Consider the following 17,096-nt stretch of genomic DNA (forward strand, 5'->3'; position numbering starts at 1 on the left):
TTATTTTTTCTCGTTGTATTCTCCAATCAAAGAAAAATAGCCAAAAGTCCCTAGGCCTAAAACGATTAATGGGGTGAGAATGAAAAGGATGATAATTCCAAAAACCAAATCGTCCTGTTGATCAGATAAGAATTTAGGCAAGCCAAATTCAAAGATGCAGAAATAAGCGGCAGCGATGGAAAGTATGATCCACAAAACACCTAAAATTTTCTTAACTGTATTCATATTATATGTAGGTATTAAAGGTGATTCGTTTTGTTTTTATTGTCAATGTAAACCATTCCAATTACAAAGCAGATCGAAGCAATTATAATTGGATACCAAAGACCTTCAAGATAAAATTCTGGTTTTCCATTAGATTTTGCATGTGTTACGAAATATGTTGAGATTGCAGGCAACAAACCTCCAAAAATCCCATTCCCAACATGATAAGGAAGTGACATTGAAGTGTATCGTATTTTAGTTGGAAACATCTCAACTAAAAACGCTGCAATTGGTCCGTAAACCATTGTAACAAATAAAACCTGAATGAAAACAAGGAAAATTAATGTCCATTCGTTTTCAGAATTTATTTTGACTGTAACGCTGCTTTGCGATTCTTTTTTATCTGCAAAAGCAGTTTTCTTTTCTATATACGAAGTACCGTCCGTATAGGTTTTAGAAATTGTTGTTACAATATCGTTATTTTTCTTTGTTTCAGTGTTTTGAATTGTTTTTTCAGTAATTTCTGTCTTATAGGTGACGTCAGTTGTATTGTACATCATTTTATAGATCGGCCTGTAAAACAAAATAGCCAAAAGCATTCCTGACATCATGATATATTTTCTGCCAACTTTATCGCTAAGCCATCCAAAAACAATAAAAAACGGAGTTCCTAGTAGCAAAGCAATTCCTAAAAGTTCATCAACTTGAGAAGAATCAATATTCATGACTGTTTTCATGAAACTCATAGCGTAGAATTGTCCAGTGTACCAAACTACGCCTTGTCCCATTGTGGCGCCAAAAAGTGCCAGCAAAACAAATTTCAAATTGTATCTGTTTCCAAAACTTTCTTTTAATGGATTTGCGCTAGTAGTTCCTTCTTTTTTGGCTTTTGCAAAAACCGGAGATTCATCCATGTTTTTTCGGATTAAATACGAAACGCCAACCATTACAATAGAAACCCAAAACGGAACACGCCATCCCCAAGTATCAAAATCTTCAGTAGAGAGGATATTCTTGGTAGCCAAAATAACCATTAATGATATAAACAAACCGACAGTCGCTGTAGTTTGAATCCAGGATGTCCAATATCCTTTTTGTCCCGCTGGAGAATGCTCGGCTACATAAGTCGCAGCGCCACCATATTCTCCACCTAGTGCCAATCCTTGTAGTAAGCGAAGTATTAGGACTAATAAAGGTGCTAAGAAGCCAATGGTTTCATAACTCGGAATACAGCCTATCAAAAAAGTAGAACCACCCATTAATAATAAAGTGGCCATGAAAGTATATTTTCGGCCAATAATATCGCCTAGTCTTCCAAAAAATAAAGCACCAAAAGGTCTTACAACAAATCCGGCGGCAAACGTAGCTAAAGTTGATAAAAATGCTGCAGTTGGATTATCACTCGGGAAAAATTTTGTTGAAATAACAACAGCTAAACTTCCGAAAATATAAAAATCGTACCATTCAATCATTGTTCCCATTGAGGAAGCCGAAATAACTTTCCAAATACCTTTAGTAGAAGTTTTGCTCATAAAACTGTTTTGTGTACTTAATAATGATTAAATAATAAAATTATAGTTTTACGAATATATAAGATATTTTGTTATTCAGTTAGTACTTTTTTAACAAAAACAAACTATTTATTGACTTTTGTTTTTTTAGTAGTATATGCTTTATAAAGTCTGAGAAAAAGTAAAATTAACCGCAAAACATGCAAAGAAAAAAACGCAAGGTTCGCAAAGGTTTATTTTAAGCTTTGCGAACCTTGCGTAAATTTTAGCGCTCTTTGCGGTTACATATTGAAAAGTAACAAAAACAAAAAACCCGAATATTGCTATTCGGGTTTTGGTGGTACCTCCAGGGATCGAACCAGGGACACATGGATTTTCAGTCCATTGCTCTACCATCTGAGCTAAGGTACCGTATTGTGCTCAATGCGGGTGCAAAGATAGAATCATTTTTCGTTTATCCAAAACATTTTTTTAAAAAAATCAATTCGTATCTTCGCAATGGAAAAAAAATAGATATGATTTTAACTGTCGATGTTGGTAATACACGAATTAAAGCAGCTGTCTTTGAGGAGAATAATGTGTTGGAGAATTTTGTTTTTGAGAAAAATGAACTCGAAAAAAAAATTAAAAAAATATTAGAAAAATTTCAAAATTGCTCTGATTTAGTTGTGGCTTCAGTCGGAAATATTGAAAAAGAATCTTTTTTGACTTTCGAAAATCGATTGAATGTTCATTTTTTTACCCACGAAGATGTTTTTCCATTCCATAATCAATATGCGACCCCAAAAACTTTGGGAATTGACAGAATGATTTTGGCTGCGGGTGCAACTTTGCAGTTTCCTAAAAAAAACAGATTAGTTATTGATGCCGGAACTTGCATTACCTACGATTTTATCGACGAAAACGACAATTATTTGGGCGGCGCAATCTCACCAGGACTTAGATTGCGATATGAATCTCTGCATCAATTCACAGCCAAACTGCCTTTGTTGACTTTTGAAGAGCCCGAAAATTATGTAGGAAACTCTACTAAACAAGCGATTCATTCAGGCGTTGTCAATGGGTTCGTCTATGAGATTGACGGTTTTATCGATGAATATCGAGCAGAATTTTCAAATTTTATAATAATTTTAACGGGAGGTGATGCAGAATTTTTGGCTAAACGATTAAAAAATACCATATTTGCCAATTCAAATTTCCTACTAGAAAGTTTGAACCAAACATTTCAATATAAAATCGACAATGATTAAAAAAATTATAATAAGTGCTTGTTTACTTATCTCGTTCGTTTCATTTGCTCAGCAAGGTACAGCTTCACCATATTCTTTCTACGGAATTGGAGATGCAAGATTCAAAGGTACTCTGGAAAACAGATCTATGGCTGGTGTTTCAATAGAACAAGATAGTATTCACTTGAATGTTGATAATCCTTCAAGTTATGCGAGTTTAAGACAAACTACGTTTACAGTTGGAGGAAGTTTTGGTACTTCTACTTTAAAAAATGATGCACAATCTGAAAAAGCGCAGAGAGCAACTTTCGATTACTTAGCTGTAGGAATTCCGATGGGGAAATTGGGTGCGTCTTTTGGTTTGGTTCCTTTAACTTCTGTTGGATATAAAATCTTAAATGATAATACAGATACTCCTGGAGCTACAAACAATCAGTTTGAAGGAAAAGGGGGAGTTAATAAAGTATTTTTTGGTTTAGGTTATAAGATCAAACCAAACTGGAATATTGGTGCTGATGTTCAATACAACTTTGGATCAATTACTACAACAAGTATTGAGGCAATTACCGGAGTTCAAAATGCAACTAAAGAGACAAATAAGTCGGAATTGTCAGGTGTTAATTTTAACATCGGAACAATGTATCAGACAAAAATCGATAAAAAAATGATGTTGTTCACGAGTTTGAATTACACATTTGCAACTACATTAAATGCACATAATGTAAGAACTATCGCAGTAGATGGCGACCCAGATCCAATAACATCAGATCCATTTGATGCAAAATTAAAAATGGGTAATAAAGTGACATTAGGAGCAGGAGTTGGTTTGCCGAGAAAATGGCTTGTTGGAACAACACTTGCTTTTCAGGGAGCGGGTCAATTTGAAAATTATTACAATTCAAGCGATGACGTTCGCTACGAAAAATATTCAAAATATGCTCTTGGAGGATATTATATTCCTAACTATACATCATTTACAAATTATTTTAGTAGAGTTACCTACAGAGCTGGTCTGAAATATGAAAAAACAGGATTGGTTATTAATAATGAGTCTATTAATGATGTTGGAATGACTATTGGTGCTGGATTCCCAATCACAGGATCTTTTTCAAATGTAAATATCGGAATCGAATTTGGTAAAAGAGGTACTACTTCTGCAGGTTTGATTCAGGAAAATTATTTGAACTTCAGTGCAAGTTTCTCTTTCAATGACAGATGGTTTAAACAGCGTAAAATCGAGTAATACCTCAGTTATATTTTTATAAGCTCATTACAATTTACTACTTTTGGCGAATGAATTTACCAAAAAGATATATTATAACCGTTGTCACAGTTCTTGCTGTGACGCTGTTTTTTGGGTGCGAAAGTAACTTTAAGGAAGTGCAAAGAAGTAATTTTGCAGAATTTGTTCCAGGAAGTGATGTTGATACTGTAAATATCAAATATACTGATTCAGGTCGTATAACAGGTATTTTGATAAGTCCTAAAATGCTGGATTATTCGAATCTTGAATTTCCATTTACAGATTTCCCAAAAGGAATAGATGTAACTTTATATGATAAAAAGCAAAAGCGTACTTTTATCAGATCAAATTACGCAGTTTCTTATAAAGATACCGGAATAATTGATTTGCAGGGAAATGTAAAAATCACTTCAGAAGCTGGCCAGGTTTTAGAAACCGAACAACTTTATTTCGATCAGAAAAATGAATGGTTTTACACGGAAAGAAAATTTAAGCTTACAGATGCTAAAGGAGTGTCAACCGGACAAGGAATAGATTTTAGTAAAGATTTTAAAATGATTAATTCACAGCGTATAAGCGGTGAAATTGAATCGAACGAGTAGAAATTATGGGTTATTTAAAATACACACAATACGTATATATTGCATTTGCAGTTTACTTCATTTATGATGGAGTTACAAAAATGAATGAAGGTGCCGAATCTTATCCGTTGAGTTTTGTGATTGCAGGAATGGCAATATTTATGTTTTTCTTCAGGAGAAAATTTGTCAAAAAATTTGACGACCGAAATAAAAAACAGTAAAAATGGAAATTAGTATTATAATATTGTGTTTAATACTATCAGCTTTTTTTTCTGGAATGGAAATAGCTTTTATTTCCTCCAATAAAATTTATCTTGAAATCGAAAAAAAACAAGATAACTTTTTGTCAAGAATCTTAACCAGACTAACTCAAAATCCTTCAAAATTTATTGCCGCAATGCTTATTGGCAATAATGTTGCGCTGGTTATTTATGGGTTTTACATGGGAGATTTAATTCTTCAATGTTTTGTTGGATTAGGATTTCAATTTTCTGCTTTGACAAGTCTGCTTGTTCAAACTACGCTTTCGACTTTTATTGTTTTAATAACAGCCGAATTTCTTCCGAAAGTGTTTTTCCAAATTTATGCAAATTCATTAATTAAGTTTTTTGCTGTTCCAGCTTATCTTTTTTATAAGCTATTCTATTATATTTCGACATTTTTTATTTGGATTTCAGATTTTGTTTTAAGGAAATTTTTTAAAACAGAAGGCGATCAGGTGCAGTTGTATTTTAGTAAGGTAGAATTAGGTAATTATATTACTGAACAGATGAACGCTGTTGAAGATGATGAAGAAGTTGATTCTGAAATTCAGATTTTTCAGAATGCATTAGAATTTTCAGGAGTAAAAGCGCGTGATATTATGACGCCTCGCACAGAAATTGTAGATATCGACTTATTTGAAAGCGTTTCAGACTTAAAAGCGCTTTTTATTGAAACCGGTTATTCTAAAATAGTTGTAAGTCAAAATTCGCTTGACGATATTGTAGGATACGTGCATTCTTTTGATTTGTTCAAAAAGCCTAAAACGATCAAATCGGTTTTAATGACGGTTGAATTTGTCCCGGAAACAATTTTGATCAAAGATGCATTGAATCTGCTCATCAAAAAAAGAAAAAATGTTGCGGTTGTTCTCGATGAATACGGAGGAACTTCTGGAATTATTACAATTGAAGATATTGTCGAAGAGCTTTTTGGTGAAATTGAAGATGAGCACGATCTTGATGAAGAACTTGTGGAAGAGGAATTAGGAGAAGGTAAATATTTGTTTTCAGCCCGATTAGATGTCGAATATCTAAACGAAACCTATAAATTAGAAATTCCAGAAGAAGACTCATACGGAACCTTAGGCGGATTTATAGTCAATTCCACTAAGAAAATTCCGCAAAAAGGAGACGAAATTGTAATCGATAACTATCATTTTGTGATAGAAGAGGCAACAAATAAGAAAATTGAATTAGTGAAAATGTCCATAAAAGACTGATTTTTTTTAATAATTAAAAAAATTGTTGAAAATAAAACGCTAGTTGTATTGTTATTAACTAGATAATTGTATTTTCGCAAACTGAATATAAAATTAACGATAATAAAAATGGCAGTTTTAGCAAAAATTAGACAACGTTCCGCGTTATTGATAGGAGTTATTGCACTTGCATTATTTGCATTTATAATACAAGATCTATTTAATAAAGGAACATTTAGTCAAAGTTCAAAAGATGTGGGAAGCATCGACGGAAAAGATATTTCATTTGAAGACTTTAGAGTTAAAGTTAGTAATGTTGAAAAAAGTGGTCAAGGAATTACTTCCACTGAAGCTGCAAACAGAGTTTGGGATCAAGAGGTTTCAATCGCGTTGTTATCTGCTCAATTTGATAAATTAGGATTGAGAGTAGGTGAAAAACATTTAATTGAAGTTTTAAAAGCAGATCCAAATATTGGTAAAAATCCAATGTTTTTAAATGCAGCAGGAATGTTTGATGTAGTAAAATTCAAAGACTATTTCAAAAGCAATCCTGAAGCAGCACAATATATTTCTCAAAAAGAAAAAGATGCTGAATTAAACGCAAAATTCCAAATCTACAATACATTAATCAAATCTGGACTTTACACAACTGCTAGTGAAGGAAAGTTGAAATATGAAATGGAAGCTAATAAAGTAAACTTTAGTTATGCTGCTGCTTTATATTCTTCTATCAAAGATAGTGAAGTAAAAATCTCTGATGATGAGATCGTAGATTATATGAAGAAAAACGAGAAAAAATTCAAAGCGGATGAAACTCGTGAAATTCAATACGTTTTAGTTGAAGATAAAGCTTCAAAAGAAGACGAGGCTGAAATCAAAGCTAAAATTACAGGATTGTTAAACGGAAGTGTTGTTTACAATGCAAAAACTGGTAAAAACGATACTTTAGCTGGTTTTAAAAATGCTACAAACATTGCTGAATTTGTAAACTCAAATTCTGACGTTCCTTACGATTCAACTTATGTTCCTAAAAATGCTTTACCTGCTGTAGATGCTGATAAATTATTCAGTTTGCCTGCTGGAGCAATTTACGGACCATATGTTTACGGAAGATACTATGCTATTTCTAAATCTTTAGGATTCAAAGCTGGTGTTAACGCAAAAGCAAGCCACATTTTAATTGCTTATGACGGATCACAAACTCCAAACGCAAAAGAAAAAAGAACTAAAGAAGAAGCTAAAGCTAAAGCTGAAGAGATTTTAGCTCAAGTTCAGGCAAATCCAGATAGTTTCATGATGCTTGCTTTTACAAGTTCTGATGATTCATCTGCACAACAAGGTGGTGATTTAGGATATTTTGGTCAAGGCCAAATGGTAAAACCATTCAATGATTTTGTATTCAATAACGGAATTGGTAAAGTTGGATTGGTTGAAACTCCATTCGGTTTCCACATTATCAAAATTACTGACAAACAAGACGGAATTCGTTTAGCTACAATTGCTCAAAAAATCGAGCCTTCTGAAGCTACTTCTGATAAAGTATTTACATTAGCAACTAAATTCGAAATGGATGCTGCTGATAAAGATTTTGCTGCTACAGCAAAAGAATTAGGATTAAAAGTTGCTGCTCCAGTAACTGCAAAAGCTATGGATGAAGCATTTGGTCCTTTAGGAAACCAACGTAATATCATCAGATGGGCATTTGATAAAGAAACTAGTATTGGTGATGTAAAACGTTTTGAATTAGCTAATATTGGTCACGTAATTGCTCAATACAAAAGCGAAAACAAATCAGGATTAGTATCTGTAACTTTGGCTAGACCTTATGTTGAGTCAATCTTGAAAAACAAGAAAAAAGCGGAGATCTTAAAAGCTAAATTAACTGGTTCTACAATCGAAGCTATCGCTAAGAGCGCTGGTGTAGCAGTTCAGCAAGCAACTAATGTTACTATGGATAACCCAGTTTTACCAGGTGGAGTTGGACAAGAGCCTAAAGTTGTTGGAAATGCATTTGCTTTAGCAGCAAATAAAGTTTCTGCTCCAATTGAAGGAAATACTGGAGTTTATGTAGTTAAAAATATTAGCACAGTAAAAGCTCCTGCAATTGCTAACCACGCAGAATATGTTGCAAAATTAAAATCTCAAGGTGCATCTGATTCAAGCAGAGTTTTACCAGCTTTGAAAAACAATGCTAAAATTGAAGACAATAGATTACAATTTAACTACTAATTTTAGAAGTTAAATCAAAAATAGAAAACCCGAAACAGTAATGTTTCGGGTTTTTTTATTGAAGAAAATTCCATAAAAATTATGTTTTGTAATCCATATCGTCTATTTTTTTGTAAGTTATATAGGAATAATAGAAATATAATTTAAAAAATTTGGGTTATTAGAATTATTGCACTTAATTTGTTAAAATTTTTATTTAAACAGAATAAATTTTATTTGTACGATATTTAAAAATAGTGAGAGAAAAATGAATAAGTACTTTAATAATCAGATCGTTAATGTTTTTTGCGTTTAAACTTTTTAGAAGAAAACCGAGAATATATTCCAAAATTGAGAATCATATTTACGGGATCATTATTGAGCTTTTAAAAGTGAGCAGTACTGATATCAATGTTGATGAATTAGGTGGCAAATACTACTTGAGTAACGAGGAGCAGCACTTTAAAGTTACAATCTTGAGTAATGACTATGTGATTCGATTAACGAATACGCGAGACTCTGTTGCTGAAAAATACGACAAAGGATTTGTTGAGGATGTTTTAAAAGCTGTAAAAGAAGAAAAACATCGAAGAATGGAACTTGTCTATGATTCAATCAATAATAGTATTGAAAAAATGGCAGAACGACTTCATAATACACTTATCGAATCGAATGAACTAGAAAATCAAAAAGTTCGCCATTTGCAATCAGAACCAGAATTTGCTGAAGATAAAAAAGCCAATACTTAAATTATAAAATCATTTCTTCGTAAGTAAGAATGGTTTCATATCCTTTTGTTTGAAAATACGCTGTTGGATTTTCTTCTGCAACTACCATTACAAAATCCCCGCCCCAAGCTCCAAGACTTTTAATTGCACCATTGAAATCAGGAAATGCCTTTTCTTTTATGGTTTGGATTTCAAGTATGTCGCTCAAATGATTTTCATGTCTTTCAATTGCGCGGGTAAATTCTTTTAATGTTTTAGAGTGCAGGATTGCATTGGTAATTTTGTTGTTTTCGGCGACACTTTTGGCTAGATTTTGATCCTTATGTTTGTTATAAGCATGAATCGCCGCTTTGCTGTTTTGCTTTTTGTTTAGATAAACAAAGAAAATATTTTTTGTAAAATCAGGATTGAAAATTACTGGTTCAACACTATTGTTTTCTATTTTATAAAGAATTGGAGTGTCGTTTTGAGCGCACGCAATATCGTAGCCACTTCCTCCAAAACTGTTTCGCAACAAGGTAAAAGCATTAATTTTTGTCCATTGCGCTATATTATTGATCAAAGTCGAAGAAGTGCCTAATCCCCAATTTCTCGGAAAAGTTAGGTTTGTAGTGATTTTGTATCCTTCAGATTGATTAATAAAGTCTGGATTTAATAAATAAGCTTCATGAAGAATATTTATAAGAGTTGTTTTTACAGTTTCAATTTCTGATTCAACATTATTGATAACCTCGTCAAAAGAAAAGGTATTTTCAAACCAAAGTGTATTATCGTAATCGTAGCTTTTCCAATCAATGATTTTGTCTTTGGCATTTTCAATAATTAAGTTCTGTCCAAATTTAGTTGGCAATGCAAAAGCTTCTGCACCGTCTAAAACTAGATATTCTCCAGAGATGAATAATTTTCCGTTACTGTAAAATGTTGTTGACATACGTGATTTTTTAGCCCCGATAGCAGTGAAAATCCTTTTGTGTCTCGTTTCTTTAACGAGACATAAAAGATTGTAACGGATAGCGGGATTAGCTCCTAATTATTTTCTTAAATTTTCGATGAACTCAACGACAGCACTGTGTGAAACTGCTGTTTTCTTGAAATGTGCTTTAATTAACTGACGCTCTTCATGAGTTGCTTCAAACTGATTGATGATATTATTAAGGTGCATTTTCATGTGTCCTTCCTGGATTCCAGTTGTGGTTAAAGAACGTAATGCAGCAAAATTTTGCGCAAGACCTGCAACAGCTGTAATTTCCATTAATTCTGTTGCCGAAGGCTTTTGAAGAATTTCTAAACACAATTTTACCAATGGATGCAATGAAGTCAAACCGCCAACTGTTCCTAAAGCCAAAGGGATTTCTGTCCAGAAAGTAAAAATACCGTTTTCGATTTTTGCGTGTGATAAACTTGAATACTGTCCGTTTCTTGATGCATACGCGTGAACTCCGGCTTCGATTGCTCTAAAGTCATTTCCAGTTGCTAGAACAACAGCATCAATTCCATTCATAATTCCTTTGTTGTGCGTTACGGCTCTAAAAGGCTCTACTTCGGCAATTTGAACAGCCTGAACAAAACGTTCTGCAAATTCCTGCGGATTTGTAATATGTTTTTCTGCTAAATCTTCGATTGGGCAAGAAACTTCAGCCCTTACAAGACAATGCGGTACATAATTCGATAAAATGCTCATGATTACCTGAAGTGAATCTTCTTCAGAAAACAAATCAGAATTTTGAAATTCCTCTTTTAAAGTCGAAGCAAACTGTTCCAGGCATGAATTAATGAAATTGGCTCCCATGCTGTCTTTAGTTTCAAAAGTCGCATGAAGTTGAAAGTAATTTTCAAGTAGATTTCTTTTGTCTTTTAGCTGAATGTCCAAAATACCGCCGCCTCGTTGCTGCATATTTTTAGTTATGCTTTGCGTTTCAGAGAAAAATTTTGGTTTTATTGCCGTAAAAAAAGATTGAAGTTTTTCGGCATTTCCGTTAAAAGTAAAATGAACCTGACCAATTTTTTCGGTATTAATTATAGTCGTTTTGAAACCACCTCGTGTTGACCAGAATTTTGCCGCTTTTGATGCTGCCGCAACAACAGAGCTTTCTTCAATTGCCATTGGAATGGTTTTGTAGTTTCCATTAATTAAAAAATTAGGGGCAACTCCAAGTGGAATATATAAATTGGTGATTGTGTTTTCAATAAATTCGTCATGAAGCTGCTGAAGCTTTTCGTCTGAATTCCAGTAATTTCTTATAATATTTAGAGCCTCTTCAGGCGTAGAAAAATATTCATTGGCGATCCAGTTTATTTTTTCTTTTTTGGATAATTTAGAAAATCCGGCAACAGCGTTGTTCATTCTCAATGTATTAAATAATATTGTGGGTACAAAGATACTATTTTAAGAGTTTTTATTGCAATCTATTTCAGACATGAAAGTACGCAATCGTTATTTTTTTTAACATTTAACACTTAAAATGTGTATTATGTTTATTTTTTTTACTAAAATTGGGCTCTTTTTATATTTAAAATAATTATAATGAATACAAGTAAATTTACTGCAGTACTTTTATTTTTAACTGCGGTTGTTTTTGGACAGCAGAAAATAACTGTCGAAAACATTTTTGGAGGTACATTTCGCGCTAAAGGAATGGACCAAATGCAATCCTTAAAAAATACCAATCAATATACTGTTTTAAATGTCGATCAGGCAAGCAGAAGTATGCAAGTGGATTTGTATGATTTTGCAACTTTAAAAAAGGTTTCCAATTTAATTGATACAAAAAACTTCAAAGAACTTGCAGAAGGAATTGATGCTTATACTTTTGATGCTTCAGAAAAGAAGATTTTGATTGCTTGTAATTCAAACAAGATTTTCCGTCACTCTTTCACTGCCGATTATTTCATTTATGATATCGCAGGAAAAACTTTGACAAAATTGGTTGATTCTCAAATTCAGGAGCCAACTTTCTCGCCTGACGGAACAAAAATCGCTTATGCAAAACAAAATAACCTTTATATCTATGATGTAGCTTCAAAAAAAGCGACTGCAGTTACAACAGACGGAAAGAAAAATGCTGTTATAAACGGTATTACGGATTGGGTTTACGAAGAAGAATTTGCATTTGTGCGGGCATTTGACTGGAGTAAAGACAGTAAAAAATTAGCTTATATTCGTTTTGACGAAAGCCAGGTTCCGGAGTTTTCAATGTCAATCTTTCACAAAGATTTATATCCAACAATTGAAACATTTAAATATCCAAAAGCAGGAGAAAAAAATTCAGTAGTTTCATTACATATATATGATGCTGCAGGAAATACTTCGAAAAAAGTTGATTTAGGAAATTACAATGATTTCTACATTGCGAGAATGCAATGGACAAATGATAATAATGTATTGTCGGCTCAGGTTTTAAACCGTCATCAGGATAATTTGGACTTACTATTTATCGACGGAACTACAGCTGCAGCAAAAGTAGTTTTAAACGAAAAAGATAAGGCTTATGTTGATGTTACAGATAATTTGACTTTTCTGAAAGACAACAGTTTTATCTGGACAAGTGAAAAAGACGGTTTTAATCATATTTATGTGTATGATAAAATGGGAAAACTTAAAAATCAGGTTACAAAAGGAAACTGGGAAGTTACTTCATACTACGGTTTCGACGAAAAAACAAAAACTATTTTCTATCAGTCTACAGAAAATGGTTCTATAAACAGAGCAGTTTACCGCATTTCATTAGACGGAAAAAACAAAGTTGCTTTGACAAGTAAAATAGGTACAAATAAAGCGACATTCAGTCCAAATTTCCAATACTTTATTAATACATATTCTAGCGCTTCTCAGCCAACGGTTTATACTTTAAACGATGCAAAAGCTGGAAAAGAAATTCAGGTTATTGAAAATAATCAAGCTCTTGCAGATAAATTAAAAGGATTTAATCTTCCTTCAAAAGAATTTTTTGTTTTAAAAACGGCCAAAGGAAATGAATTAAATGCATGGATTATGAAGCCAAAAGATTTTGATGCTTCAAAAAAATATCCAGTATTTATGATTCAGTATTCTGGTCCAGGATCACAGCAAGTTGTAAACGGATGGGGAAGCTCTAACGAATATTGGTTCATGATGCTTACACAGCAAGGTTACATCGTTGCTTGTGTTGACGGAAGAGGAACTGGATATAAAGGTGCAGATTTCAAAAAAGTAACACAATTACAATTAGGTAAATATGAAGTTGAAGATCAAATCGATGCAGCAAAAGTAATTGGATCTTATCCTTATGTTGATGCTTCAAGAATTGGTATTTGGGGATGGAGTTATGGAGGATTCATGGCTTCGAACTGTATTTTCCAAGGAAATGATGTTTTCAAAATGGCAATTGCTGTTGCGCCGGTTACAAACTGGAGATTTTATGACAGCGTTTATACAGAAAGATACATGCAAACTCCACAGGAAAATCCAAACGGATATGATCAAAACTCTCCGATAAACCATGTTGAAAAATTAAAAGGTAAGTTTTTATTGATTCACGGTTCTGGCGATGATAATGTTCACGTGCAAAATTCAATGCAAATGATGGAAGCTTTGATTCAGGCAAACAAACAATTTGATTCTCAGATTTATCCAGATAAAGATCATGGGATTTCTGGCGGAAATACCAGAATTCAGCTTTATAATAAAATGAGTAACTTTATCAAAGAAAATTTATAATCTAAAAAATATTAACCTAAATAATAACGAAAATATGGGAGAAACTAAAGTAAAAACTGCGCATCCAAAAGGACTTTGGGTATTGTTTGGAACGGAGATGTGGGAGCGATTCAATTTTTATGGAATGCGAGCTTTATTGACTTTATTTCTTGTGAACTCATTATTAATGAAGGAAGAGGAAGCTTCATTGATTTATGGAGGTTTCTTAGGACTTTGTTATTTGACTCCAATGCTTGGAGGATTTATTGCAGACCGTTTTTTAGGAAACAGAAATTGTATTCTGTTAGGCGGATTGTTAATGGCAACAGGACAAATGTTGTTGTTTACCAGTGGAAGCGTTTTTGAGTCTAATTTAGGACTTGCAAAAACAATTATGTATTGTGGATTAGGGGTTATTGTTTTCGGAAACGGATTCTTTAAACCAAATATTTCCAGTATGGTAGGAAGCTTGTATCCAAAACAAGAAAAAACGAAATTAGATACTGCTTTCACTATTTTTTACATGGGAATTAACATCGGTGCTTTCTTAGGGCAGTCAATTTGTCCGCTATTAGGAGATGTTAAAGATGCAGGTGGTATCAGAGATATTCATGCTTTCAGATGGGGATTCATGGCGGCTTCTGCTGCAATGCTTATCGGAACAGTTCTTTTCTATATCTTAAAAAACAAATATGTAGTTTCTCCTGAAGGAAGGCCATTAGGTGGTTTGCCTTCTAAAAATGAAGCTGCTGATTTTGAAGAAGGTGAAGCTCAAAAAGCAAATTTCTCTACAAAATCTTTAGTTATTGCTGGAATTGCATTCCTAGCTTTGGGATTATTTTTTCACTATGTAGTTGGACAGAATTTAATCTACACATTAATTTATTCAAGCGGATTAGCTTTAGCGGGATTAATCATTTCTGATACTTCGCTGACAAAAGTTGAGAGAGACAGAATCTTTGTAATTTACATTGTTTCCTTCTTTATTATTTTCTTCTGGGCTGCTTTTGAACAGGCTGGTTCTTCATTAACTTTTATTGCAGATAATCAAACAGATCGTCACTTTTTTGGTTGGGAAATGCCACCTTCAATGGTTCAAATTTTTAACGGACTTTTTGTTGTGGTAATGGCGGTTCCATTTAGTATTCTTTGGGATTTCTTAAGAGCTAGAGATAAAGAGCCAATTTCTCCAGTAAAATTAGCTGCAGGATTGGTTATTATTTCGATAAGTTTCTTCATGATTGCAACTCAGGTTTCTTATATTGGAACTACAGGATTGTTGTTAGTTAAGTGGTTGATTTTATTATATTTCTTAAATACATGTGCTGAGTTATGTTTGTCTCCAATTGGTTTGTCATTGGTAGGTAAATTATCTCCAAAACGTTTTGCATCTCTTTTATACGGAGTATTTTTCTTGTCTAATGCTTCAGGATATGCATTAGGAGGAACTCTAGGGTCAATTTTGCCGGCAACTGGAGATAAATTCGCAAAAGCAAAAGAATTAGGAATTGATCTTCATGCAGTGTTAAACAAAACAATTACACCAACAGCTGAACAATTAGCATTGTTGGATAAACATCAAATTAGTGCTGAAAACCCGATTTTCGCAGGATTTGAAATTCATAATTTGAATGAATTCTTTATGGTATTTGTTGTTCTTACTGGTGCTGCAGCAATTTTATTATTTGCTTTGACTCCATTATTGAAAAAAATGATGCATGGTGTTAGATAAAATGGAGAATACAATTACATTAGAAGAAATTCAAAATTTTAAAGGCAAGTATCCAAAACAATTGTGGTACTTGTTTTTAGTTGAAATGTGGGAGCGTTTTTGCTTCTACGGAATGAGAGGGGTTTTAGCATTTTTTATGGTTGACCAATTAGGTTTGCTTGAAGGAAAAGCAAATCTTCAATACGGTGCCATTCAGGCGTTTGTTTACGCGTTTACTTTTATTGGTGGAATTTTTGCTGATAAAATTTTAGGATTTAAAAAATCACTTCTTTTTGGAGGAATTATCATGATTTTGGGGAATTTGCTGATTGCGGCTTCTCCACATGATTTCTTTTATTACGGAATAACACTTTCTATTATCGGAACAGGTTTCTTTAAGCCAAATGTTTCTTCAATGGTTGGTGAGTTGTACCACGAAGAGGACGGAAGAAGAGATGCCGGTTACGGATTATTCTACGCTGGAATCAATATTGGAGGAATGTTGGGTGGAGCGATTCCTATTTATTTAGGGAAAAACTATTCGTGGAGCCTTTGTTTCTTGTCTTCGGCAATTGTAATGATTATTGGAGTTGTGACATTTTTGTTGACTAAAAAACATTTAGCACCAATCGGAAATTCTCCTTTGGCAGATGCTTTGCCTTCAAAAAGAAAAACATACGAAATAGCAGTTTATGTAGGTTCATTGTTGGTCATTCCTTTAATATATATCATGGTGATTAACTCTGATTTTACAGATTATTTTATGTACACAATTGGAGCTATTGCGGTTGGTTATTTTATATTTGAATTGGTGATGATTAAAGATAGAAATCAGCAATATAAATTATTGGCGGCATTTATCTTCATTTTTGGGTATTTTATGTTCATGGCTATTTCTGAGCAATCTGGAGGATCATTGTCATTGTTTGCAAAAGATAATTTAACTAACAATTTGTTGTTTTTTAATATCGATCCAAATGTTGTCAATAATAGTATAAACTCTTTGTATGTAATTATCTTTAGTCCGCTTGTTGGTTTACTCTGGATATTTATGGCAAAGAAAAAAATTGAGCCAAACACCGTAATAAAATTTGGATTCTCATTTGTTTTATTGGCAATAGGTTTTTTCATTTTCTATAGCGCAAGATTTTTTGTTAACCCGGAAGGGCTAAGTTCTTTAAATGTTTTTGCATTAGGATATTTAGTTTATACGCTTGGGGAATTATGTATCGGACCAATTGGAATGTCGGTAATTACAAAACTTGCACCAAAACGTTTATTCGGAATGATGATGGGACTTTGGTTCTTGTCAAGTGCTTTTGGACAATTGGCAGCAGGGAAACTTGGGTCAGAAATGTCAGATGCAAATACGGGAACTACTTTAATGTCTAAACTTATCGCTTATACAGATGGATATTATCAATTAGCGTTATATTCTTTAATTGCTGGTATCGTTTTGATCGTATCAACTTCTTTGATCAAAAAATTAATGCAAGAAGTAAAATAGATCTTATAGAGCGATTCTTTTTTTGTTTAAATTTGTG

14 protein-coding genes and 1 tRNA gene are annotated in these 17,096 nt (G+C 33.1%); 10 read left to right on the top strand and 5 right to left on the bottom strand.

Annotation, left to right across the window (positions count from 1 at the left end):
- The 3 genes from FN795_RS08315 to FN795_RS08325 all read right to left on the bottom strand — a co-directional run bounded on the left by FN795_RS08315 (position 1) and on the right by FN795_RS08325 (position 2,126).
- Positions 1–225, bottom strand: coding sequence for a DUF6814 family protein (locus tag FN795_RS08315; RefSeq protein WP_142450197.1), 225 nt, complete (start codon positions 223–225; stop codon positions 1–3).
- 14 nt (positions 226–239) lie between these two features.
- On the bottom strand, positions 240–1,736 hold the full coding sequence (locus FN795_RS08320; protein ID WP_142450198.1) for an MFS transporter: 1,497 nt from the start codon (positions 1,734–1,736) through the stop codon (positions 240–242).
- Positions 1,737–2,050: 314 nt separating this feature from the next.
- Positions 2,051–2,126, bottom strand: a tRNA-Phe gene (locus FN795_RS08325).
- A 104-nt stretch (positions 2,127–2,230) separates the two neighbouring features.
- Here FN795_RS08325 and FN795_RS08330 point away from each other — a divergent pair.
- From FN795_RS08330 to FN795_RS08360, 7 genes are all read left to right on the top strand, one after another.
- On the top strand, positions 2,231–2,965 hold the full coding sequence (locus tag FN795_RS08330) for a type III pantothenate kinase (RefSeq protein ID WP_142450199.1): 735 nt from the start codon (positions 2,231–2,233) through the stop codon (positions 2,963–2,965).
- Positions 2,958–4,187, top strand: coding sequence for a hypothetical protein (locus FN795_RS08335; RefSeq protein ID WP_142450200.1), 1,230 nt, complete (start codon positions 2,958–2,960; stop codon positions 4,185–4,187). The genes FN795_RS08330 and FN795_RS08335 overlap by 8 nt, the downstream gene beginning before the upstream one ends.
- 50 nt (positions 4,188–4,237) lie before the next feature.
- A complete protein-coding gene (gene lptC, locus FN795_RS08340; RefSeq protein ID WP_035645811.1) occupies positions 4,238–4,789 on the top strand; it encodes an LPS export ABC transporter periplasmic protein LptC in 552 nt (183 codons plus the stop codon).
- A gap of 5 nt (positions 4,790–4,794) precedes the next feature.
- On the top strand, positions 4,795–4,989 hold the full coding sequence (locus tag FN795_RS08345) for a hypothetical protein (RefSeq protein WP_142450201.1): 195 nt from the start codon (positions 4,795–4,797) through the stop codon (positions 4,987–4,989).
- Positions 4,990–4,991: 2 nt separating this feature from the next.
- Positions 4,992–6,251 (top strand): hemolysin family protein, encoded by a 1,260-nt coding sequence (locus tag FN795_RS08350; protein WP_142450202.1) that lies wholly within the window; start codon positions 4,992–4,994, stop codon positions 6,249–6,251.
- A gap of 108 nt (positions 6,252–6,359) precedes the next feature.
- Positions 6,360–8,459 (top strand): peptidylprolyl isomerase, encoded by a 2,100-nt coding sequence (locus FN795_RS08355; protein WP_142450203.1) that lies wholly within the window; start codon positions 6,360–6,362, stop codon positions 8,457–8,459.
- 371 nt (positions 8,460–8,830) lie between these two features.
- The gene (locus FN795_RS08360; protein WP_244289958.1) at positions 8,831–9,187 is read left to right on the top strand and encodes a hypothetical protein; all 357 of its coding nucleotides are present in this window, start codon (positions 8,831–8,833) and stop codon (positions 9,185–9,187) included.
- 1 nt (position 9,188) lies between these two features.
- Here the strand turns inward: FN795_RS08360 and FN795_RS08365 are convergent, their stop codons facing one another.
- Complete coding sequence (locus FN795_RS08365; RefSeq protein ID WP_142450205.1) at positions 9,189–10,097, bottom strand: GYDIA family GHMP kinase; 909 nt, start codon at positions 10,095–10,097, stop codon at positions 9,189–9,191.
- A 99-nt stretch (positions 10,098–10,196) separates the two neighbouring features.
- Positions 10,197–11,510: a hydroxymethylglutaryl-CoA reductase, degradative gene (locus FN795_RS08370; RefSeq protein WP_142450206.1), complete on the bottom strand. Its 1,314-nt coding sequence runs from the start codon at positions 11,508–11,510 to the stop codon at positions 10,197–10,199.
- Positions 11,511–11,690: 180 nt separating this feature from the next.
- Here FN795_RS08370 and FN795_RS08375 point away from each other — a divergent pair, with 180 nt between their 5' ends.
- The 3 genes from FN795_RS08375 to FN795_RS08385 are packed head-to-tail and all read left to right on the top strand — an operon-like array spanning position 11,691 to position 17,059.
- The gene (locus FN795_RS08375) at positions 11,691–13,862 is read left to right on the top strand and encodes a S9 family peptidase (protein ID WP_142450207.1); all 2,172 of its coding nucleotides are present in this window, start codon (positions 11,691–11,693) and stop codon (positions 13,860–13,862) included.
- A gap of 34 nt (positions 13,863–13,896) precedes the next feature.
- The gene (locus FN795_RS08380; RefSeq protein ID WP_142450208.1) at positions 13,897–15,573 is read left to right on the top strand and encodes a peptide MFS transporter; all 1,677 of its coding nucleotides are present in this window, start codon (positions 13,897–13,899) and stop codon (positions 15,571–15,573) included.
- 1 nt (position 15,574) lies between these two features.
- On the top strand, positions 15,575–17,059 hold the full coding sequence (locus FN795_RS08385; protein WP_142450715.1) for a peptide MFS transporter: 1,485 nt from the start codon (positions 15,575–15,577) through the stop codon (positions 17,057–17,059).
- Positions 17,060–17,096: the final 37 nt, after the last annotated feature.

The organism is Flavobacterium resistens (genome assembly GCF_900182645.1).
GTDB lineage: Bacteria > Bacteroidota > Bacteroidia > Flavobacteriales > Flavobacteriaceae > Flavobacterium > Flavobacterium resistens.